Below are 21349 nucleotides of genomic sequence, written 5' to 3' on the forward strand. Positions count from 1 at the left end.
GACCGTACAGGGCGAAGAGCCCCTCCCCCTAAGACGGGGAGGGGCTCTCGAGGGTTGAGTTCGGCGGCCGTCAGCGGACGATCGGGCCGCGCGGGCTCAGTACCAGTGGTTCGCTTGCCAGAACGACCACGCCTGGCACGGGCTGCCGTAGCGGCTGTTCATGTAGTTGAGGCCCCACTTGATCTGGGTGGCCGGGTTGGTCTGCCAGTCGGATCCGGCGGACGACATCTTGGAGCCGGGCAGCGCCTGGAAGAGGCCGTAGGCGCCGGAAGAGGCGTTGACGGCGTGGTAGTTCCAGCTCGACTCGTGGTCCACGATGTTGCTGAAGCACTGGAACTGGCTGCTCGCCACCATCTGGCGTGCCATGGCCTGTATCTGAGCGACCGTGTAGGAACTCTGCACGGAGAAGCTGGACGCGTCGGCACGGGCCGAGTCGCGGCTGGCCGCTTTCTTGGCCTCGGCGCGCTCCTTGGCCAGCTTGGCGGCCTTCTCCGCCTCCGCCTTCTTGGCGACGGCGGCCTCGGCGGCGGCCTTGCGGGCGCTGGCCTCGGCGTCCTTCTTGGCGCTGGCGTCCGCGGCGATCGCCTGGGCGTCGGCCTGCTGCGTCAGGGACGCGGTCGCGGTCTGAACCTCTGCCTGCTGACCCGTCGGTATGTCGGCGAGGAGCGTGGTGTCGGCGGCCGTCGACTCGGCGTCGTTGTTCTGTGCGACGCTGCCCGAGGCAACTCCGACGACGCTTCCGACGGCGGTGACCGCGGTGGCGGAGGCCACTGCGAATCCCCGGACCGAAATCCGGCTCACACGGTTTCCTTCCAGCATCGCCCGCTTCGGTGACCCTGGCGGACGCAATCGTGCCCCTTGACGCTGGCCTCCCAACTACGGGGTCACGGGAGGCGCGGGCCCGTGGGCAACTCCCTTGCGGGGAGCGCCGCGTGGTGCTCGGGCGGCATACGGCGTCGCTGTTGAGTTGGCAGTGTTGCTACCGGGGCGCCGTACCGCTGGGGGTACGACTGTGCCGTATGCGGGGCCTGACAGGATTGAGACTCTGCCGTAACACGGCGCCGCAAGGCAATTCTGAGTTGAGTGTGAAAGCTCACACCCCGTTTGGCCCAGACGATTCAAAGAATCCCCACAAGCAGAAGCGCCGCCCCGCTAGGCTCTCGGCCTTTGCCGGGCGGCGCCAACTGCCGCTGTTCGACCACAGATCCGGAGTTCGTTCCTCTTTCCGGTCTTCGGTCTCAGATCCCGCCTTCCGTCCCAGGTGCGGCTTTTTCCCGCGGATAACTTAAATCTGCCCCTCTTCGAGCATTTCGGTCACAAGCGCGGCGATCTGGGACCTCTCGGACCTGGTGAGGGTCACATGGGCGAAGAGCGGATGCCCCTTCAGTTTCTCCACGACGGCGACCACACCGTCATATCGGCCGACGCGCAGATTGTCCCTTTGTGCGACATCGTGGGTCAGAACGACCCGTGAATTCGCGCCGATCCGGGACAGAACGGTCAGCAGCACATTCCGTTCGAGTGACTGTGCCTCGTCGACGATGACGAACGCGTCATGGAGGGAGCGTCCCCGGATGTGGGTGAGCGGGAGAACCTCCAGCATTCCGCGCGCGGTGACCTCTTCTATGACCTCCCGGGTGGTGACCGCCGAGAGGGTGTCGAAGACCGCCTGTGCCCAGGGGCTCATCTTCTCCGCCTCGGAGCCGGGCAGATAGCCGAGCTCCTGCCCGCCCACCGCGTACAGCGGACGGAAGACCATCACCTTCTGGTGCTGACGGCGCTCCAGGACCGCCTCCAGACCGGCGCACAGCGCCAGCGCCGACTTGCCGGTGCCGGCCCGGCCGCCCATGGACATGATGCCGACGTCCGGGTCGAGCAGCAGGTCGAGCGCGATGCGCTGCTCGGCGCTGCGGCCCTTGATGCCGAACGCCTCGCGGTCGCCGCGCACCAGACGGACATTGCCGTCCGCCGTCACCCGGCCGAGTGCCTTGCCGCGCTCGGACTGGATGGTCAGACCGGTGTGCACGGGAAGGTCGGCGGCCTCCGGGACGTACACGTGTCCCTCTTCGAAGAGGAGGTCCACCTGTTCGCCGGGGAGGGTCAGTTCGGACATGCCGGTCCAGCCGGAGGAGTCCGTGATGGCGAGCTCGGCGCGGTACTCCTCGGCGAGGAGGCCCACGGACGACGCCTTGATCCTGAGCGGCAGGTCCTTCGACACCACGGTGACGTCGAACCCCTCGGCCTGCAGATTGCGGGCCACCGCGAGGATGCGGGAGTCGTTGTCCCCCAGGCGGTAGCCGCCGGGCAGCACACTGGGGTCCGAGTGGTTGAGCTCGACACGGACGGTCCCGCCGAGTTCCCCGATCGGGATGGGGGCGTCGAGACGGCCGTACCGCACCCGGTAGTCGTCGAGCAGGCGCAGCGCCTGCCGGGCGAAATAGCCGAGTTCGGGATGGTGCCGCTTGGCCTCCAGCTCCGTGACCACCACGATGGGAAGCACGACCTCGTGCTCGTCGAAGCGGCTCAGGGCGTTCGGGTCGGCCAGCAGGACGCTGGTGTCGAGAACATAGGTGCGCCGGTCTGGCTTGTGGCGCTTTGTGCTGGTCACCACGGAAGGACGTACCCCCTCGGATGAGGTCGGGGAGCGACGAGACGGTGCTGGACCGGTCGACGGCCCTCGCACGCGAGGGGCCGCGGACCGGCCCTCCGCGGCTGCTTCCGTGCAGCGACCGCACGGTCGGGCTGGTGCAAAGGGCCTCCCGGGCGGACGGCCCCGTGCCGCCCGCTGAGATCCGACACCCGTGGTTCGGGTGTCGACCTGTCTGGCTTATGCCCTCGAACACGCGCCGCCATGCCAGGGCATATGACGACGCGCCGGTGAACTCCTTGTTACATCGGCAGGGAGAGGGCGGTACGGGGGTCCTTCCGGGCGGGTGTGTCTACGGCTGTCCGGGTACGCGAACGGGTGAATGCTCGCCACGGCGTGCGAGCTATACGTACGTTTTCAGCCGCCGAAGCGCCGGTGCCGGGCCGCGAAGTCACGCAGGGCACGCAGGAAGTCGACCTTGCGGAAGGCGGGCCAGAAGACGTCGCAGAAGTAGTACTCGGAGTGCGCGGTCTGCCACAGCATGAACCCGGACAGCCGCTGCTCGCCGCTGGTGCGGATGACGAGATCCGGGTCGGGCTGGTCGCCGGTGTAGAGGTGACGGCCGATCATCTCGATGTCGACGGCGTCGGCGACGTCCTCGATGGAGGAGCCCTTGTCGGCGGCGTCGAGCAACATGGACCGCACGGCGTCGGCGATCTCCTGGCGGCCGCCGTAGCCGATGGCGACGTTGACCAGTATCCCGTGGTTCGCGGCGGTCGCCTCCTGGGCCTCCTTCAGCGTGCGCTGCATGCCGGAGGGGAGCAGGTCGAGGGTGCCGACGTGGTGGACCCGCCAGCGGCCGTCGGCGCCGAGCCTGCGGACCACGTCCTCGATGATGCCGAGGAGCGGGACCAGTTCGTCCTTGGGCCGGTCGAAGTTGTCCGTCGACAGCAGCCAGAGGGTGACGACCCCGACCTCGGTCTCGGCGCACCAGCCGAGGAACTCGTCGATCTTGTCGGCGCCGACCCGGTGACCGTGCACGGTCGTGGAGCCCGCCGCCTTCGCCCAGCGCCGGTTGCCGTCCATGATGACGCCGATGTGCTTGGGCACCTGAGCGTGGTCCAGGTGACCTTCCACCCGGCGTGCGTACAGCCTGACCAGAAGGCCGCGCAGCTTGTCGCGCAGGTTCACGTGATCGTCAGCCCCTCCGTGAGGATCGGACAGGCGTGGCACGGGCTCGGCCGCGTCGGGGCGGCAGAGGGCGGGCACTGTCCGTGTGGCGGTCGCCAGGGCTTGTCGTCACGACAGGCCCTTGGGACGGCCGTGTGTGTCCGGCCGCCCGAATGGCGGTCCTAGAGGGCGAAGCCTACCCCTGCGGGGCGGGGGCGGGGGGTGCGGTCCTCGGGGCCGGGGCGGGGCCGGGAGGGCGGGCGGGAGCGCGGAGGGGAGTGCGGACGTGGCGCGGAACGGCGGTACGGAGGGGGCGTGCGCGGGGTGCATTCGCTGGGGCACGGTTCGGGAGGTGCCCGGGGGCCGGGGGCCGGTGGCCGGTGGCCGGTGGCCGGTGGCCGGTGGCCGGTGGCCGTAGGGAAGCCGCGCGGATGCGGGGCAATGCTGGGCGGGCGCTGTGCGGGCGAGGAAACACCGGGCCGAGTACCGGCCCGGCCCGGGTGTCGGTCGCCGGGCGGACACCGGCCCGGAACCGGCCGCCCGGGCGGGCAAGAAAAAACGGGCCGGTCCGTGGGGGGGGATACGGACCGGCCCGAGGGGGGGTTTCCACCATAACCCTTCGTAAGTGATGCTGCGTGCATTGCCGCGAAACAACTACTCTCCGGAGTTGCGCGACAGCGGGGCGCTCGGGTTGAAGGCGTTGATTCATGGGCCGATCATGGCCGATTCACAGTGGATTCCCAGGGAATCGGACCATATGCCCGGCGATCAAGAGGGTCTACGGCTCCGAAGGCGCGGATCGACGACGCGCCGCCGATCCGCGCGGCGTCCCTCCGACGGGCGACCCACCGGCGAACGCCCGCTTGACGGCTCCGCCGGGACGGCGACCGCCCCCTCGACCGGGACGGACCGAGGCCGACCGGGGACGTCGGCGACGGCACCGGTACCGCGCAGCCCCCTCCTCTGCGCGGTACCGCCCGCGCAGCTTTGCTCACGCGAATTACCTTGGTCTGAACCTACGTGAGAGACGGATGTGACGCGAGGGCCGCTTGATAACGATCGGAAAACACCGGGACGTCGGTTCCCGGCCATCCCGGTATCAGGCGGCGGCGCGGGCCCGTATGACGGACATCACCGTCCGATGGCGGGCTGGCGCCCCGGCTCCGGGTGCTACGGCACCAGCGGGCGGACCTCCTCCGCGGTGAAGCGGAAGAAGGACTCGGGGTCCGGTTCGTCGGCGGTCGGCTGGAGGATGACCGTGTCGGCGCCCGCCTCGGCCAGGCGCTGGACGGCTTCGGCGACGGTCTTGGCGTCGCCCGCCGCGCCCAGGTCGGGTACGGCGTCCAGGCCCTCCGCCGTCAGCTCGGTCTGGAGCCGGGCGGCGGCGCCGGGGCCGGTGGCGGCGTAGAGGTAGACGACCACGCGGTGCGGCCCGGCGGTGCGGGCGGCCGTCGTGCGGCCCTCGTCGATGAGCCGGCGGGCGCGGCGTACGCCCTCGGGCGGGGTGGCCGAGGTGAGGATCGTGCCGTCGGCGATCTCGCCGGACAGCCGCAGCGTGCGCGGTCCGGTAGCGCCGACCAGCACTTCGGCCGACTCCTGCGGCGGCCAGTCGAGGGCCACGTCGTCGAGCGTGACGTAGCGGCCGGTGGTCGTGAGGCGTTCGCCGCGCAGCAGGGCGCGCAGGGCGCCGGTGTACTCGCGCAGGAGCGTCAGCGGGGAGGCGGCGCGGGCGCCGACCTGGCCCATCCAGTCCTGCACACCGTGCCCGACGCCCACGACCGCCCGGCCGGGGAACATACGGTGCAGGGCTGCGGTCTCCATCGCGGTGAGGGCGACGTTGCGCAACGGCACCGGGAGCAGTCCGACGCCGACACGCGTCCGCTCGGTCCACGCGAGCGCGGCGGCGGCTGCCGTCAGACCGCCCTCGCGGAAGCAGTCCTCCCACAGCCAGAGTTCTTCCAGTCCGGTCTCCTCGGCGAGACGGGCCATGGCCCGCAGTCGCTCGGGCGGAAGCTGAGGCCGGAAAACGGCGCCGAGTCCAGTCATGGGATCTTCCTATCGATTCGGGCGCCTTCCTACAACTCGTTACCTCTGTTTTCGGTGAGGGAAGTTGGTTGCCGTCCTCTTCGGGCTCATCGCTCCCGGTCGTATGTGAGGAGCGCGACGCCGTTGCCGAAGGTGCGGGACCCGATGAGGCGGAGGGGGATCAGGGTCCCGGTCTCCGGGCGCGGGAAGAGGGGGGTGCCGCCGCCGATGAGCACGGGATGGACGTAGACGCGGAACTCGTCGATCAGGTCGTGGCGGAGGAAGGAGGAGACCAGGTCCGCCCCGCCGAGCGCGAGGTCACCGCCCGGCTGCGCCTTGAGGGCCTCGACCTCCTCGGGCACGACGTCCCCGACGATCGTGGTGTTCCACTCGGCAGGGCCCTCGGGCAGGGTCCGGGAGTAGACGTACTTCGGCATCTCGCGCCAGATCCCGGCGAACTCGGCCATGGCCGGGTCCAGCTCGGGGTCGGCGTCGGCGGTGGGCCAGAACGCGGCCATCAGCTCATGGGTGACCCGGCCGTTGAGGAACGCGCCCATCGGGCGGAGGTCTTCGTTGATGTACCGGTGCAGTTCCTCGTCGACGCGGTGCCAGCTGATGTCGTGACCGGGGCCCTCGATGTACCCGTCGAGCGACACCGACATCGTCAGGACGATCTTTCGCATGGTGCATCCGATCTCGTGCGCGCCGACGCGCCCGTCCGCCGCCGCCGGCTGGTCCGGCAGCGTACGACGCCGACCGGCTCACGCCGTGGTGAACGCGCCGAGCAGCAGCCCGGTGAACGCCCCGGCGATCATGAAGGGCCCGAGCGCGATCGCCGTCCGACGCCCGGCGCGGCGCAGGACGACCAGGGCGAGGCCGTACAGGGAGCCGTAGACCAGGCCCGCGAAGGCGCCGGTGAGGAGGACCGGCCAGCCGTACCAGCCGAGGGCCGTGCCCAGGGCGAGGGCGAGTTTGACATCGCCGAAGCCCATCCCGGCCGGGTTGATCAGGAACAGCACGAAGTACGCCGCCCCGAGCGCGAGTCCTCCGAGCAGCGCCGTGGGCCAGGAGCCGGTGGCACCGGGGAGCGCGGCGGCGAGGCCGAGGAGGGCGGCGGTCGCGGCGGCGAGGGGGAGGGTGAGGACGTCGGGGAGACGGTGTACGCGCAGATCGACCAGGGCCAGGAGCAGGGCGACGGGGGTGATGAGCAGCCAGGCGGCCGTCTCCGGATGCGGGCCGCTCGCAGCGGTGAGGGTGGCGCAGACGAGGGCGGTGACGGTCGCGGTCGTCGCCGTGTTCGGGCCGTACGGGCCGCAGGCGGAGGCCTCTGTGCAGCGCGCCCGGCCCAGCCAGCCGCCGAAGGCCCCCGTTATCGGGTGGCCCCCGGGGCAGCTCCCGCTCCACGACTCCTCCGCCTCCACAGACAGCCGGTGGGCGGCCCTGGGCAGCAGCAGTCCCGTTCCGGCGCCCCAGAGGGCGGCCAGGACGGCCAGAACGGCCGGGAGCGGTGGGAGGAGTGCGCGCACGCGGGGACCTTAGTGGGAAGGGGCGGTGGGGGGGATGGGTCCGGGGGCCTAGTCTGCCGTTGTGGACGGCGGTACGGCGGTCCTGACGAAGGGGTGGACGGGGATGGGGCGTTGGAGCGACGGGTGGGGTGAACTGGTCGTGGGGGGTGCGGGACTTGGCGACGGGGTTAGTGCCGGTGCCGGTCGCGTTGTCGTTCCCGTTGTCGTTCCGTTGGAGATCGCCGCGTCGTACCGGGCGCGTACGAAAGGGCTGTTGGGGAGGGACGCGGTGGAGGGGGCGATCCTTCTCTCTCCGGCGAACAGCATTCACACCTTCCGGATGCGCTTCCCGATCGACGTGGCGTACCTCGACCGGGACCTCACGGTCATCGCGGTGCGCACGATGAGACCGGGGCGGATGGGGCTGCCCCGGTTGCGTTCCCGGCATGTGCTGGAGGCGGGGGCGGGGGTCATGGCGGGGTGGGGGTTGGGGGTGGGGGTGAAGGTGGAGGTGCGGGTGGGAGCTGGGGGGTGACCACGGGTTCCTAGCCGGTGCGCTCCTCGCTGTCCCCCTGCTTCTCGTCGTCCTCGTCGTGCTCGGCGTCCTCGGCGTCCTCGTGCTGGTCGCCGTACTCCCGCTCCCAGCGGCGCATGTCCTCGGCGTTGCCGATCCGGATACCGAAGGTCCAGGTCGGATCGAAGAACACCCAGAAGTGGGACTCGAGTTCGAGGGCGAGGCACTTCAACTCGCCTTCCTCCGGGTCCGGCTGGACGCCTGTGTCCGTGAAGCGGCGCAGGGAGGTGCAACGGAGGCGGTCCCAGCCGTCGCCGAACAGTTGCTCGCCGAGTGAGGCGAGGGCGACCTCGTCACCCTCTTCCCGTACGGCTTCGAAGAGTTCGATGCCGTCGAGGTCGATCGCGTCGACGTAGCGGACGTCGAGGTGGTTGTACTGGCCCACCGATTCCAGGCGTAGCGCCCCTTCGTCCAGTACGACGAACACCACGAGCGGTTGTGGTGTGAAGCGGGTGATCGCGTCGTCCCGGTCGATCCGGCCCGGTACGAGGACGTCCGTGACGCGCTGGTCACGCAGGGCCTCCTCGACGCGGGTCCAGGGGGTCGGGCGGGATCGGGGCACGGTTGCTCCTGTCTGTGGGGGACGAGTGGCGTGCGCGGGTTATGCGGGTGATGCGAGTGAGCGGGTGATCGTGCTGCTGCCGGACTACTGGGCCTTCTTGGTGATGACGATGGCGGTGTCCAGGCCCTCGCCGGTCTTCAGGGCGGTCCAGAAGTCGCCGTTCTCCCTCAGCACGATGGTGACGCCCCTGCCACGGTAGATGAGGGCTTCCGGTTCGCCCTTCTTCAACGTTCCCTTGCCGACGAGCTGGAATGTGCCGTTCTTGATGTTCTCCCGGATATCGCTCAGGAACCGCGGCCCGTCCTCGCCCAGCTTCTTGTACTTGGTACCGAGAGCGTCCTCGACGACCTTCTTGTGGCGCTGGAAGTGGTCCTTGAACTTCTTGGGGTCGCCCTGCCCGACGGAAGGGTTCTTGGCCGCCGCGCTCGCGTCCTTCGTCATCAGCCCGGCGGCTTCGTCGGCCTCGTCGGCCAGCCTGCGGGCTTCCTCGGCCGCCTCCTGGGCCTCCTTGTCGCAGCCTTCCTCGGCGAGGAGGAGACGCGGGGCGTCCGCGGCGGCGAGGACGGTGGTGCCGTAGGCGCGTGCGGTGCCGGTGCCGGTGCCGTCGTACGGGGTTTCGGTGCCGTCGTAGGGGATGCGGCGGGCCGGGGCGCCGATGAGACAGCCCGTTTTCCTGGCCCTCTGCTCCGCCTCCGCGGCGGCCTCCTCGGCCTCCTTGGCGGCGCGTTCGGCTGCCGCCAAGTCACCGGCCTTGGCCGCCTTCTTGGCGTCCTCCGCGGCCTCGGCCGCCTCCTCCGCGAGCTTGCCGAGCTTGCCCAGTTTGCTGAGCTTGCCGAGTTCGTCGGCCTTGCCCACGACTTTGGCGGCGTCGTAGCCGGGGATGAAGAGGGAGCCGATGTTCCAGACGACGTGGCTGACGGCGCGGGTCTTCTGGCCGTTGTTCCAGTCGTTGGCGACGTCGTCACCGATGAAGAGGTCGTAGAGGACGGTGCCGCCGGTCTTGGCCGAGGCGCCGGTCCAGTCCCAGAGGGCGCCGAGGTAGTCGCCGTCCGACCACTTCTTCCCGGCATCCTTGGAGTTCTGCGACCAGTCGTGGCCGAGCTTCTTGCCGTAGTCGCCGATGCCTTTGAGGGTGTCGACCGGGTGCACGACCATGTCTGCGATGCCGGTGACATCGCCCCAGACACCGTCGACGACGAGGCCCTCACCAACCTGCTTGAGCTGGTCACCGGCACAGCCGAAGAAGGCGCCGACGCCGGAGAAGCAGCCGGGGTCGGGGTGGTTGTCTTCGTGCTTGGTGCCGGTGTTGGTGGTTGTGCCGGTGGTCGTCGACGAGCCTTCTGCGGGCCCGGTTGCGGGTGCGGGCGCAGGGCAGGCGGAGCCGGTGACTTCGCAGACGGCGTTGCGCAGGCCGCCGTAGATCTGGGTGCCTATGCCACTGACCAGCAGCGCGGCGATGAGGGCGGCGACGATGGCGACGAGGCCGGCGTACTCGACGGAGGTCTGTCCGTCGTCGCGGCGCCAGCGGATCACGCGGGCGAGGGAGAAGGGGCGGCGGAGGGCGCGCACGTGTGGCGGGAGGTCGTACCACTGGCGGGTGTCGCGCCGCAGGAGCAGTACGAGGATGACGACCGGGAGGAGGAGCTGGGTGACGGCACGCCCTGACCCGGCGGCGAGGTTGGCGAGGGCTTCGGCGATCAGCCAGAGCTGTACGGCGACCAGGGCGCCCCAGGTCCGGATACCGCCGGTCCAACTGCGCCGGGCGAGCCACCAGCCGAGGGTGCCGGGGGCGGCGCCGTAGACGGTGAGGGCGAGGAGCCGACCGTCGAGGGCCCCAGCTGCGGCAGCCGTCAGAAGGAGGCCGAGGCCGCCGAGAACGGTGAGGACGAAGAGAGCGTGGACGAGGACGAGGGCTGCGGAGAGCGGGCCCGGCATACGAGCCGCCCTGCGACCGGCACCGGCCAGGTCTACGGCCCCGGGGCCCTCCGGTCCAGCACCCGCAACTCCCCCGTTCGAGGCCATGGCCCCTCCCCCGGCTCCGCCGTCCTACGTCCACGACACCGCCAGAGGTTAGGGAGGGGCAGGACGGGCGAGATGGGCCCGGGGGCCCAAATCGACGCCCAAATCCCGTGGTTGCGCAGGGAGTTCTCATCCGGTGGCGCAGCCGACCCCGCCGTAGGCGCGGGCGCCTGCCCTGGGCAGCACCGCCCACATACGGGTGCCGCCGCCGGGTTCCCTGGCGTCGTCGAAACCCCAGTCGCCACGACAGGCGCGCACCACGCAGCGGAGGAGGCGCAGGGCCGCCCTGCGGCGTGCCTCGCAGGCCGCGGCGAGGTGGGGGTGGGCGTGGCGTGTGTGGCTGTCGTAGAGGACGACCCGAAGGGTGCCGTCTCGGTAGCGCAGCGACAGGTAGACCTCGGCGGCGGACGAGAACCGGCAGGCGCAGGCGGCCAGTTCGCTGACGACCTGTACGGCGGCGTCGGTCTACGGCAAGCAGCGGGGCTGGTGGGAGAGTTACCGGGGCACGCTGCCCGTCGGGCTGCTGGACATCGCCGAACTGGAATGGCACGCCAGCCGCGTGCGGACGGCACAGGTTATGCACATCCCCGGCCTTCTCCAGACCGAGGAGTACGCGCGCGCTGTCTTTGCCGCAGTGCTTCCAGCTCTGAGCCGACTTGAGGTGGAGCTGCGCGTGGCCCACCGTATGGAGCGCCAAAAGGTCTTCGACCGGTCTGAATCGCTGCCGTACGTGGCTTACGTCCATGAGGCCGCCCTGCGTATGCCGTTCGGCAGCAAGGAGGTGAGCCATGCGCAATTGAAGGATCTCGCCGAGCGATCCGAGCACGACACCATTGAGGTTCGCGTGATCCCGATAAGCGTGAGCGGCTTCCCCGGCGCCGGACACGCGCTTCTCTATGCACACGGCGCTGTGCCACAACTGGACACGGTCCAGCTGGATTCCGCACACGGACCGGAATTCATGGGAGCCGAGGCACAACTCACCAAGTACCGTGCCCACTTGGACTGGATGGATGCCACAGCGCTGTCGTCGTCGGCATCCCGCGATCTGATCCTCCGCATCGCCCACGAATTCTGAAGGAAGCGACCATGACCGACATCAACTGGGAAGCCCCCTACTGCGGCGAGGGCAACAACTGCTTCCGCATAGGCACCGACGACAAGGGCAACGCCTACATCGCAGTAGCCGCGCAGGAAGGCCACTACCTCACCGACAGCCGCGAAGCCCTCCGCGCCCTCATCCAGGACATCAAGGCCGGCAAAGCCGACCACCTGCTCTAAGCGTCGCCCCGGGGAGCGGGTGTAGGGTCTCGCGATCCATGACACGGCCGTGAATCGCTGGCCTGGGACGATGTTCTCCGTCTCGCGGCCGGATCAAGCCTTGCGGCCGCGGAATGGAGCTGGACGGCCGGCAAGGCGACCAGGCGGACCACATTTTGCAGTCGGCCAAGAGCCTCTTTGCTCACGCCACGGTGTACTCGGTGTCGCCGAAGTCGGCGACGACCCGGAGCCTGCCGCCGAGCGCTTCCACGTAGGACCGGAGGGTCGCAACCTCGGTGCGGTCGACCTCACCGTGCTCAATCGAGGAAACGCGCGGCGCCGAAACCCCCATCGCCGCGGCAACATCACGCTGCGTGAGCGCCTGGTCGCGCCGCACCTCGGCCAGCTGATACGCCCGCACCTCGGCGGCCAGCCGGTCCATGGCCGCCTGCTTCTCCTCGGCCGTACGCACGGGCAGGCCCGCCGCGATACGACGCTCCCGCGCCTTGCGCTTGGTCTCCTCCCAGCTGACGCTGCTCATTCGTACTCCCTGGAGTCGAGTTCGGTGAGATGGCTTTGATAGCGCTTTTCAGCCAGCGGGATATTGGCGTCGTACCAGCCCTGCCAGTCGCCGGCCTTGTCACCAGCCACGAGAAGCACCGCGCGACGAATCGGGTCGAAGGCAAAAAGGATGCGGATCTCCCCGCTCCCGGACGACCCGGGCCGCAGCTCCTTCATATGGTGCTGTTCGGCACCCTTGATCCGATCGACCAGCGGCCGTCCGAGTGTCGGCCCGGTCGCAGCCAGCATGTCAATCGCATCTTCCACCTGTTCCGCACTGCCCCAGTCCTCTTCGACCAGTGCGTCGTACCAAGTGGCGACTTCGGCCACCAGAATCACTTCCCATTGAGCCACGGCTACGAAGTTAACGCAAGCATTAACTTCGTAGAGCGGGATCAGGGCAGCTCATGCTTTCGAGTGAACCCGTGTGGCATCCAGCGAGTTCTGAGACCCTGCATCGTGGCAAGATCTCGCGCTCGTACCATAGAACACGGCTCTGACCAGCGGGTTTCTGAACCGGCTCAGGCCGTTTCCGGGTGCCCTGTCTCAGATCCGTGGCTCTTCCTCAGAACCGTCATCAGCGGCCGGCCGTTCGGCCCACTCACGCACGGTCATCGCATGCTCGATGCGGCTGACGACGTCCTTCTTGGACTCCACGTCCAAGGTCTCCGGGATCTTGTCGAAGGTGTCGGGAAGGACGTCGAGGAGACCCAAGATCTGTTCGCCGGTCCTGACAGTCAGCAGCTGCTGGCACCTCCACTGCAACGGCACCTCGGGACGATGCCTCAGCCGCTGGACCAGCGTAGGGAACAGGTAGTGCGTTGCCTCTACCGCCAGGTGCGCTTGGAGCCAGTCGACCGGGAGCCGCTGACTGAAGCCGTGCTTGGCCGCCTCCTGGGCCAGGTTCAGGAGCTGAGCGGTGTCGACGGCTCGGACGGTGCGGGGAAGGGTCGGGGTCATGCCGAGAGGATGCCAAGAATCCTCCGCAGGGCCGAGAGGTCAGCCGACCCGGGATTCGATCTGCCGACAGGCCGTGTCCCAGACCTCCTCGAATTGGTCGGAGGTCAACTACAGGAGCGGCGCCCGCTCCCCCGGTGGGCTCAGTTCTGGGTCCTCGGGAACGAGACCTCGACCCGGCGGTTCTTCTTGCGGCCCTCCTCCGTCGAGTTGTCCGCGATCGGGTACTGCTCGGCGTAGCCACGCACGTCGAAGACGATGTTCGGGTCGTTCAAGTCGTCGTCCAGGACGGCCTGTACGGCGTTGGCCCGCTGACGCGACAGGTCGACGCCGTGAGAGTGGCTGCCGAGGTTGTCCGTGAAGCCGAACACCCGGATGTGCGTCGAGTTCTGCTTCTTGATCTCCGCGGCGATCGTCGCGATACGCGCCTTCGCCTCGGCGTTCAGCGAGGCACTGTTCTTGCCGAACAGAACCTCGGCCTGGAGGGCGAAGGTGACGTCCGTGTTCGTGTCCTCCCGGCGTTCGTCGCCCGACTGGTCCTCCACGACCGACTTGATGTCCAGGACCTTGGGGTCGGCGAGGGTGCCGCCCTCGGGGAGCTTCAGGTCCGGGTCGTTGGCGTCGATCTGTACGGGTGCCGAGGCCGACGCCTCCGTACCCGGGGGGACGCTGGGGCTGTCGTCGGCACGAGCAGTCGTGGCGCCCACGAGGTTGGTGGCGATCAGCACGGTGGCTGCGGTGACGACCAGGGCGAGGCGCGGGGTCGTCGTCCGGGTGTGGGTCATGGGAACCTCACCCGGAAATCTTGATCGTGCCGCTGGAGAAGGTCGGCAGTTGGAAGGTGACTTCGGTCGTGTCCGTCGGCGGGGACGGGAACTGCATGAAGACAGGCAGCGACTGGCCGGCTTCCAGCGTCCCGAGGCCCGTGGTGGTCAGCGGTCGGCCTTCGGTGTCACGCAGGACGTAGTAGCGCTTCTTGCTCTTTGAGTCCACAAGCGTTGCACCACCGAGCGAGGGGCCGTGTTTGACGATCTCGGTCTCGTCGCCGCTTGTCTGCGCTGGCACGACAACCGACTTCGCACCGTCATTCTTCAGGTTCCCGCTGACCGTGACGAATCCGCCCGAGTCACGCTGGGCCGCAGTGATCTGAAGGAGGAGGCCATCGGTGCCCTTCAGCTCGGCCAGGGGCGTCGCGGACTGCCCCTCCTGAGCACTCGGATTCGAACCACCGTTCTTCGACGCGGACGCCGACGAGTCCGGCTTCTTGTCATCGCTGCTGCTTCCGCTGCCGCAACCGGCCACTCCGAGGGCCAGACCGGCCGCAACAGTAAGCACGACCATCCCCCTACGGGCCTTCGCAGTGAACCGAATGCTCATTGCTCTGCTTCCTTCTCCACTCGTCGTTCGCTAGTCAGTCGGCCAGATGGACGTCGAACAGGTCCTGGGGTTTCGGCAGGTTCGTCAGGTTCTTGGGATCCAGATTCCAGTCCCTGTCTTTGCAGCTGAGCTGCGGAAGTGTGTCCTGCCCTGCGTCTGCGCCCGGTAGCTCAAATGTGCAGAGCGCCTCGATCACCGCGGTGGCCGTGGCCGTCGACTTCTTGCTCTCCGTGCCGGGGACGACGGATTGGCCGACGGTCTTGCTGGTCTGCACTTCCACGGTGTAGCTCAGGAGACCCGGTACGCATGACAGCACCGTGGCATCGTTCTGAGCGGCGAGGTCGTAGGCGCGCGCGCAGGACGGGACCGCCTGGTTGCCGTTGAAGATGTCCTGCCACTTGGTCGGATCGAGCACGTCCGTGACCCACAGGGCCGCGAGCTTGTTCCGGGTGTCCTGGGCCGCCGCGAGCGCCGCCGCGTCGGCGGCTGTCTGGGCGCCGTTCCGATTGGCTGCGGCCTGGCCGACCGCAAAATATGCGAACGCGAGAAAGAGCAGGCCCGCCACCACCGTGATGTAGATGGGGAAGGCCTGCCCTGCGTCGTGGTACCTGCGCAGACGCATCAGGTGATTTCGTTGATCTTCGCCTGAATCTTGTTGAGGATCGTCTGCCCGATGTTGGTACCCGTGATCGCCAGAACGATCGCCACGACCACCGCGATGATGCCCAGGTATTCCACCGCCGTCTGGCCCTTGTCGCCAGCCCGGCGCTGCATGGCGTCGACCGTGGTGTTCTTCCAACCATTCACCCGCACCTTGGCCGCGACGGCCGCCTTCAGCATCACATCGCTCATGGGGCTCCCCTCCGGGATCGCTTTCGGTGCCAAAAACGTATGCCGGATGACCCTTCCCACCGGAGGGTCCGGGGACCCATCCCAGGGCCCAATTCCGGGCCCATGAGCGGCTTGTCCGTGTCATCCCCGCTCACCTCAGCCCTTGCGAAGCAGAACCCGGTGCCGTCCCCAGCCACTTCGCGGCAGCCTCCGCGCGGCTGGTGCTGTGGAGCTTGGCGAAGATGCGGTTGATGTGGTTCTTGACCGTCTTCTCGCTGATGAAGCACATGGCGGCGATCTGCTGGTTGTTCATCCCCGACGCGATGAGGTCCATGATCTCCGCCTCCCTCGTGCTGAGCTGGAACCGCGACCTGTCGGGAGCGGCCGGCAGGTGACCGCTCTTCCACCCAGACGACGACTGTCCCACACCTGGTTGCACTTGCGAAAGGTTTTCTGAAGAATTAGTTGGTGACAGGAGCGGTTCTGGCCCGAAGTTCCTTGCCGTAGTGATAGGTTGACCCGCTCCCAGTCCCTCCGGCAGCACCGTCCCCACCCCCTGCGACCGCAACTGCGCCAACAACGCCCCCGCCGCCGTAGGCGAGAAGTGAGCCCGGCCCTCCCGGATGTCCCGTACAGCCGTCACCAGCTCGTCGGCCGTGAACTCGCCGTGGACCAGGTAGCCGCTCGCCCCTCTCCGCAGCGCCTCCTGGACGATCTCCGACTCCCTGCTGTACGTCAGCATCACCACCGGCGCGATCCGCACCAGGTACGGCAGGGCCGAGATGCCGTCCACTCCGGGCATCCGGACGTCCAGCAGGACCACGTCGGGACGGTGCCGGGTCGCCGCCTCGTAGGCCTCGCGGCCGTCCTCCGCCTCCGCGACCACCGTGATGTCGGCGCGGCCCGAGAGCAGCGCCGTGAGGCCCGCCCGCACCACCGGGTTGTCGTCCGCGACGACCACCCTGAGCGGCGCCCTGGGCGCAGCCGGAGGGAAAGGTGGTAACTCCTGGTTGTCCGGCATCTGTTGCCTCCTCTCGTACGGTTCGCCGCTCATGTCGTCAGCGCCGCCAGCGGTAGCTCCAAGCGGACCTCCGTGCCCGTCGGGTGCCCGCCCCGGCCGACCCTGATACGCGCCCCCACCGACGCCGCCCGCTCGACCATGCCCACCAGGCCGAAGTGGCCCGAGCGGCGCAGTTGTTCGAGACTCGTGCCCGGCGGCAGGCCCTTGCCGTCGTCGTAAACACTGATGCGCAGCAGGTCGCCATGGACGCCCGCGCTGATGTCGACCCGGGTCGCGACCGCGTGGCGGTGGGCGTTCTCCATGGCCTCCGTGGCGATGGTGAGGAGTTGGCGGGCCACCGCCGGGGGGACGGGCGGGACGGCGTGCTCCCCCGTCGGGTGGTACGCCGCCATCAGACCGGTTCGCGTGCTGAAGTCCCTCGTTCGCGCCGCCAGTTCGACCAGGACGTCCGTCCCATGCCTCGGGTCGTTCTCGCGGCGCAGGTCCGCCAGGAGTTCTCGGGCCTCCGCTGCCGCCCGGCGGGCCGAACGGGCGACCAGTTCCGCCTGGCCCTTCACCCGCGCACCGTCCACCCGCTCCGTACTCGTCGTGCTGGCCAGCCCGTCTGCCGCCAGTGCCACGCCGTGCAGCGTCTTCGCCACCGAGTCGTGCATCTCCCGTGCCAGCCTCGCCCGTTCCGCGCTCACCGCCTCCGTGACCGCCAGCCGTGCCTGCACCTCGGTCAGTGCCTGGGTCGCGGTGCCGAAGCGGAGCATCAGGTTGCGCAGGCTGGAGCCCATCGCGCCCGCGATGATGCACAGCCCGGGCAGGAGCAGGGACTCGGGGACGTTGCGGTGCAGGTCCTGCCGTGTCGCGTGGACCAGCAGGAGGATCAGGGACTGGAGGGAGGCGAAGCAGGCGGCGCCGCGCCAGCTGTAGACGATGCCTGCGAGGAGCGGTGTGCAGACGCCGACGTAGGCGAGCGTCGTGTCCGGGCCCGCCGAGACCAGTGGCAGGGAGCCCAGCAGGGTGTCCACCACCAGCAGTGAGGGGTGGCGCAGGAGGAGGGGGCCGAAGCGTTCCCAGTCGCGGAACAGGACGTACGAGCCCATGAACGTGACCACGACCGCCGTCGAGACCAAGCGCACCGGCACACCCGGTGACGCGTTGACCAGTGCGGCCGGGGCGGCCAGCGCGATCATCGCCAGGCGGAACGCGAACACCTGACGGCACATCGCCTGGAGGGCGTTCACCTGGAGGGGGAGGGCGGGGGCCGCTGGTTCCAGGGGTGGCTGAGCGGGTTCCGGTTCGGCGGGCAGGGGTGCCGGCGGGCGGCTGCGTGGCGGGGCCTCCGGCGTCGTGCCGGGGCCGACCTGTCTCGGCACCCCGGGCAGTGACTCACGGCCCCCGCGGACGCCGTCGGCTGGGGCCCAGCCCGGCGGCAGGGCCGGGGTCACCGATGTGACCGGGACGTCCGGTGCGCCGGTGCGCGTGTGGGCCGGGAGGACCGTGCCCGCCGGGGGCGTGGTGATCTCTGGCGGCTTCGGGCGCCGCCACAGCAGTCCGGTGCGTTCCCATGTCGTGGTCATGACCGTCTCTCCCGGCGCCCGAATGCCAAGGGCATGAATACGGCCATCACTACCGGCACCCCCGTCATCACCACCGCCCCGCCCCCCTACTTCCCCGCGATCGTGCCGAAGTCCGTCCCCGACCCCAGCAGCAGCCCGGCGCCGAGCAGCAGCAGCGTCGCCGGGACCATGAACGTGGTGATCACCAGGGTCGCCCTGGGGACGGCCCGCGCGGCCTTGCGGCGGGCGTTCTGGGCGTCGGTGCGGCGCATGTCCTTGGCCAGCGAGACCAGCGTGTCGACGATCGGCGCGCCGAGTTCCTCGCCCTGCTGGAGCGCCGACACGAACATGGCGACCTGCTCGGAGTCGTTGCGGCGGCGCAGTTCGGCGAAGGCCTGGCGGCGGCTCATTCCGAGGTCCATCTGGCGCAGGGTGATGCGCAGTTCGTCGGCCCACGGGCCCTCGTAGTGGGACGCGACCCGGTCCAGGGCCTGGCGGAAGCCGAGCCCGGCGCTGACGACGACGGCGAGGACGTCGAGGAAGTCCGGCAGGGTGCGCTCGATGACGTCCTTGCGGATCCGGATCGCCGACCAGATCCCCACCTCGGTCCAGAACGCGGCGAACGCGAACAGCAGCAGCGCGACGAAGTAGTTGCCCTTCATCAGCATGACCAGGCCGCCGAAGCCGCCGAGGAAGCCGTAGACGGCGCGGCGGGCGGCGTAGCGGTCGATGGTGAGGCCGCCGGGGTTGCCCGCGAGGTCGATCTTCGTGCGGTACTTGGCGACCAGGCGCGGGCCCATCAGCCGTAGCACGAATGGCGCGTAGCGCATGCCGAGGCGGTCGATGACGGAGTCGACGGCGCCGGTGCGGGTGGCGCCGACCTCCAGGGCGAGCGCCAGGTCGCTCGGGAGCTTGGCGTCCGCGCGGTACATGCGGATGCCGGCGAAGACGCCCCACACACCGAGGCCCATCAGCAGTGCGAGCAGCAGTGCCATGTCGCTCGTGCTCTCCTTTCCCGGTGCTCAGATGTCGATACGGGACATGCGGCGGATCAGGACGAATCCGACGGCGTACAGACCGAAGGCGATGATCACGCACGCCTGGCCGACCGGTGACCCGGTCATCCGGTCCAGGGCGCCGTCCTTGACCCCGTTCATCAGGAACAACGAGCCGATGCCGAGTACGGGAACGGCGTACGACGTCATGCTGACCTGGGACAGCTGGGTGCGGACCTCGCGCCGGGTCTCCTTGCGTTCCTCCAGGGTCTCCGTGAGGTTGCGCAGGGCGCCGACGACCTGGCCGCCCGCCCGGTTGGAGAGGATCAGCGTGGTGACCAGGACGACCAGTTCGCGCGAGGGGAGACGGTCCGCGAGTTCGCCGAGGGCGTCCTCCATGGAGTGGCCGACCGCCAACTGGTTGGTGACCTTGGCCAGTTCCTCGCCCGCCGGTGCCTCCAGTTCCTCCGCCGCCATGCCGATCGCGGTGCGCAGGGCGAGTCCGGCCTGGGTGGCGTTGGCCAGGATGCGGGACATTTCGGGGAGTTGGCCGATGAACCTCTCGATGCGCCTCTGTCGCTGCCAGTTGAGGAACTGGAGGGCCGCCCAGACCCCGAGCAGTCCAGCGATCGGGCCGAAGAAGGGTGCGAGGGACGCCTGTCCGACCAGCCACAGTCCCACGACGGCCGCCATCATGTAGACGAAGAACTCGCCCGGCGTGATGTCCAATCCGGTCGTCAGCAGCCTCAGTTCAAGCTTCTTGCCGGCCTTCGTACGGCGCAGCCGCCGGTCCAGGCCGCGGAACCGGCGCTGCCTGCCGGCGGCCGGGATCTGCCCGGTGTGCGAGAGGCGTTCGACGAGCGCCGCCCGCTGTGCCTTGCCCATGGCGTAGGTGTGCAGGCCGAGCACCGCCAGGACGCAGGTCAGCAGCGTGATGCCGGTGGTCAGCTGGACGAGGGTGTGCAGATCCATGGGGACGGTACCTACCTACCTGGCTTCTCGGGTGGCGAGCTGGTCCGCGCTGCGGGCGACGCCGAACGCCTGCGGGATGGGCTGGTTGGCCATGTAGAGGCGGTCGGCGGTGCGGCGGGTGAGCGGGAAGTGCTGGAAGGCGCCGTAGATACGGCCGTTGTGGGTCATCGGCTGGGCGTCGAAGCGGGCGACGGTGGCGAGGCGGTACGGCTCCCCGCCGTGGCTGTCGAGCAGGGCGATCTCGGTGATGCGGCGGGCTCCGTCGGCGAACCGGGTGAGCTGGATGAGCACGTCGACGGCGCTGTTGATCTGGTCGTGGAGCGCGACGAAGGGGACCTCGACGTCGGACATGGACGCCAGGGTCTGCAGGCGCATCAGCGCGTCTTCGGCGCTGTTGGCGTGGACGGTGGCGAGGGAGCCGTCGTGGCCGGTCGACATCGCCTGGAGCATGTCGAGGGACTCGCCGCCCCGGACCTCACCGACGACGATCCGGTCGGGGCGCATACGGAGGGAGTTGCGGACGAGGTCGCGGATGCTGATCTGGCCCTTGCCCTCCACGTTCGGCGGGCGGGACTCCAGACGGATGACATGGGACTGCTGGAGCTGGAGCTCCGCGGAGTCCTCGATGGTGATGATGCGCTCGCCCCCGGGGATCAGCCCGGACAGCGCGTTGAGCAAGGTTGTCTTGCCGGTGCCGGTCGCGCCCGACACGATGATGTTGAACTTCGCCTGCACCAGGCCCGCGAGCAGGAACAGGATGTGCTCGTCGAGCGAGCCGAAGCTGATCATCTCCTGGAGTGTGAAGGACCGCGGGAAGCGGCGGATGGTGAGGGTGGCGCCGGTCAGCGACAGCGGCGGGATGATCACGTTGACGCGCTCGCCGGACGGGAGACGGGCGTCGACCATCGGATTCGACTCGTCCACCCGGCGGTTGACCGTCGACACGATCCGCTCGATGGTCTGCATGAGCTGGTCGTGGGAGGCGAAGCGGAGCGGTAACTGCTCGACGCGGCCCGCTCGTTCGACGAAGATCGCGTCGGGGCCGTTGACCATGATCTCCGTGATGGAGGCGTCCTCGAGGAGCGGCTCCAGGATGCCGAGGCCGAGTGCCTCGTCGACCACGCGGCGGATCAGCTGCGCCCGTTCCACCGTGGACAGCACCGGGCCCTCGCGGCTGATGATGTGCCCGAGCACCCGCTCCAGGCGCGCTCTGCGCTCGGCGGCGGCCAGCGAGCTCATCTCCGCGAGGTCGATCTCCTGCAGCAGCTTGGCGCGGTACGTGGCGACCATATGGCCGTCCTCGCCCCTGCTGCCGTGCTCCTCGGGGGAGTTGATGCGTGCCCGCAGGCTCATGGGTCGTGCTCCTCGCTCCTTCAGATACGGCTC

General features: G+C 69.2%; 24 protein-coding genes. 3 read left to right on the forward strand and 21 right to left on the reverse strand.

The annotated features are described in order from the left end of the window. Window positions 1-96: 96 nt before the first annotated feature. The 6 genes from ACSYGN_RS14495 to ACSYGN_RS14520 all read right to left on the reverse strand — a co-directional run bounded on the left by ACSYGN_RS14495 (window position 97) and on the right by ACSYGN_RS14520 (window position 7308). Window positions 97-801 carry an aggregation-promoting factor C-terminal-like domain-containing protein gene (locus tag ACSYGN_RS14495; protein ID WP_460395607.1) on the reverse strand — a complete coding sequence of 235 codons (705 nt, stop codon included), beginning with the start codon at window positions 799-801 and terminating at the stop codon, window positions 97-99. A gap of 484 nt (window positions 802-1285) precedes the next feature. Then, complete coding sequence (locus ACSYGN_RS14500) at window positions 1286-2611, reverse strand: PhoH family protein (RefSeq protein ID WP_460395609.1); 1326 nt, start codon at window positions 2609-2611, stop codon at window positions 1286-1288. A gap of 393 nt (window positions 2612-3004) precedes the next feature. Further along, window positions 3005-3778: an isoprenyl transferase gene (locus tag ACSYGN_RS14505; RefSeq protein WP_460395611.1), complete on the reverse strand. Its 774-nt coding sequence runs from the start codon at window positions 3776-3778 to the stop codon at window positions 3005-3007. A gap of 1149 nt (window positions 3779-4927) precedes the next feature. Then, on the reverse strand, window positions 4928-5803 hold the full coding sequence (locus tag ACSYGN_RS14510) for an LLM class flavin-dependent oxidoreductase (protein ID WP_460395613.1): 876 nt from the start codon (window positions 5801-5803) through the stop codon (window positions 4928-4930). 86 nt (window positions 5804-5889) lie between these two features. Then, window positions 5890-6465 (reverse strand): dihydrofolate reductase family protein, encoded by a 576-nt coding sequence (locus tag ACSYGN_RS14515; protein WP_460395615.1) that lies wholly within the window; start codon window positions 6463-6465, stop codon window positions 5890-5892. A gap of 78 nt (window positions 6466-6543) precedes the next feature. Further along, window positions 6544-7308 carry a prepilin peptidase gene (locus ACSYGN_RS14520; RefSeq protein WP_460395617.1) on the reverse strand — a complete coding sequence of 255 codons (765 nt, stop codon included), beginning with the start codon at window positions 7306-7308 and terminating at the stop codon, window positions 6544-6546. Between the two features lie 103 nt (window positions 7309-7411). Here ACSYGN_RS14520 and ACSYGN_RS14525 point away from each other — a divergent pair, with 103 nt between their 5' ends. Beyond that, the gene (locus ACSYGN_RS14525; RefSeq protein ID WP_460395619.1) at window positions 7412-7822 is read left to right on the forward strand and encodes a DUF192 domain-containing protein; all 411 of its coding nucleotides are present in this window, start codon (window positions 7412-7414) and stop codon (window positions 7820-7822) included. Between the two features lie 10 nt (window positions 7823-7832). Here the strand turns inward: ACSYGN_RS14525 and ACSYGN_RS14530 are convergent, their stop codons facing one another. The 3 genes from ACSYGN_RS14530 to ACSYGN_RS14540 all read right to left on the reverse strand — a co-directional run bounded on the left by ACSYGN_RS14530 (window position 7833) and on the right by ACSYGN_RS14540 (window position 10703). Next, window positions 7833-8423: a hypothetical protein gene (locus ACSYGN_RS14530; protein WP_460395621.1), complete on the reverse strand. Its 591-nt coding sequence runs from the start codon at window positions 8421-8423 to the stop codon at window positions 7833-7835. A gap of 84 nt (window positions 8424-8507) precedes the next feature. Then, window positions 8508-10358 (reverse strand): hypothetical protein, encoded by a 1851-nt coding sequence (locus ACSYGN_RS14535; RefSeq protein WP_460395623.1) that lies wholly within the window; start codon window positions 10356-10358, stop codon window positions 8508-8510. A gap of 213 nt (window positions 10359-10571) precedes the next feature. Next, complete coding sequence (locus ACSYGN_RS14540) at window positions 10572-10703, reverse strand: hypothetical protein (protein WP_460395625.1); 132 nt, start codon at window positions 10701-10703, stop codon at window positions 10572-10574. A 277-nt stretch (window positions 10704-10980) separates the two neighbouring features. Here ACSYGN_RS14540 and ACSYGN_RS14545 point away from each other — a divergent pair, with 277 nt between their 5' ends. Together ACSYGN_RS14545 and ACSYGN_RS14550 are read left to right on the forward strand one after the other, a co-directional pair. Then, window positions 10981-11520, forward strand: coding sequence for a DUF5753 domain-containing protein (locus tag ACSYGN_RS14545; protein ID WP_460403458.1), 540 nt, complete (start codon window positions 10981-10983; stop codon window positions 11518-11520). Between the two features lie 11 nt (window positions 11521-11531). Further along, window positions 11532-11723: a hypothetical protein gene (locus tag ACSYGN_RS14550; RefSeq protein ID WP_460395627.1), complete on the forward strand. Its 192-nt coding sequence runs from the start codon at window positions 11532-11534 to the stop codon at window positions 11721-11723. Between the two features lie 181 nt (window positions 11724-11904). Here the strand turns inward: ACSYGN_RS14550 and ACSYGN_RS14555 are convergent, their stop codons facing one another. The 12 genes from ACSYGN_RS14555 to ACSYGN_RS14610 all read right to left on the reverse strand — a co-directional run bounded on the left by ACSYGN_RS14555 (window position 11905) and on the right by ACSYGN_RS14610 (window position 21316). After that, window positions 11905-12243 carry an XRE family transcriptional regulator gene (locus ACSYGN_RS14555; RefSeq protein WP_460395629.1) on the reverse strand — a complete coding sequence of 113 codons (339 nt, stop codon included), beginning with the start codon at window positions 12241-12243 and terminating at the stop codon, window positions 11905-11907. Further along, window positions 12240-12617 (reverse strand): type II toxin-antitoxin system RelE/ParE family toxin, encoded by a 378-nt coding sequence (locus ACSYGN_RS14560; RefSeq protein ID WP_460395631.1) that lies wholly within the window; start codon window positions 12615-12617, stop codon window positions 12240-12242. Before ACSYGN_RS14560 ends, ACSYGN_RS14555 begins: the two co-directional genes overlap by 4 nt. A 192-nt stretch (window positions 12618-12809) precedes the next feature. Continuing rightward, window positions 12810-13223, reverse strand: a complete 414-nt coding sequence (locus ACSYGN_RS14565) for a hypothetical protein (protein ID WP_460395633.1) — start codon at window positions 13221-13223, stop codon at window positions 12810-12812. 140 nt (window positions 13224-13363) lie between these two features. Further along, complete coding sequence (locus ACSYGN_RS14570) at window positions 13364-14005, reverse strand: OmpA family protein (RefSeq protein ID WP_460395635.1); 642 nt, start codon at window positions 14003-14005, stop codon at window positions 13364-13366. Window positions 14006-14012: 7 nt separating this feature from the next. Then, complete coding sequence (locus ACSYGN_RS14575; RefSeq protein ID WP_460395637.1) at window positions 14013-14597, reverse strand: hypothetical protein; 585 nt, start codon at window positions 14595-14597, stop codon at window positions 14013-14015. A 34-nt stretch (window positions 14598-14631) separates the two neighbouring features. Further along, entirely contained in the window at window positions 14632-15219 is a 588-nt protein-coding gene (locus ACSYGN_RS14580; RefSeq protein WP_460395639.1) for a pilus assembly protein TadG-related protein, read from the reverse strand. Then, window positions 15219-15449, reverse strand: coding sequence for a hypothetical protein (locus ACSYGN_RS14585; RefSeq protein ID WP_460395641.1), 231 nt, complete (start codon window positions 15447-15449; stop codon window positions 15219-15221). The genes ACSYGN_RS14580 and ACSYGN_RS14585 overlap by 1 nt, the downstream gene beginning before the upstream one ends. 130 nt (window positions 15450-15579) lie before the next feature. Then, the gene (locus ACSYGN_RS14590) at window positions 15580-16449 is read right to left on the reverse strand and encodes a response regulator (protein ID WP_460395643.1); all 870 of its coding nucleotides are present in this window, start codon (window positions 16447-16449) and stop codon (window positions 15580-15582) included. A 29-nt stretch (window positions 16450-16478) separates the two neighbouring features. Next, entirely contained in the window at window positions 16479-18017 is a 1539-nt protein-coding gene (locus ACSYGN_RS14595; protein WP_460395645.1) for a sensor histidine kinase, read from the reverse strand. Window positions 18018-18103: 86 nt separating this feature from the next. Beyond that, a complete protein-coding gene (locus ACSYGN_RS14600) occupies window positions 18104-18991 on the reverse strand; it encodes a DUF5936 domain-containing protein (RefSeq protein ID WP_460395647.1) in 888 nt (295 codons plus the stop codon). 27 nt (window positions 18992-19018) lie between these two features. Further along, entirely contained in the window at window positions 19019-19963 is a 945-nt protein-coding gene (locus ACSYGN_RS14605) for a type II secretion system F family protein (RefSeq protein ID WP_460395649.1), read from the reverse strand. A 15-nt stretch (window positions 19964-19978) separates the two neighbouring features. Beyond that, entirely contained in the window at window positions 19979-21316 is a 1338-nt protein-coding gene (locus ACSYGN_RS14610) for a CpaF family protein (RefSeq protein WP_460395651.1), read from the reverse strand. Window positions 21317-21349 lie beyond the last annotated feature (33 nt).

The sequence above is a fragment of the Streptomyces sp. YIM S03343 genome (assembly GCF_054729195.1).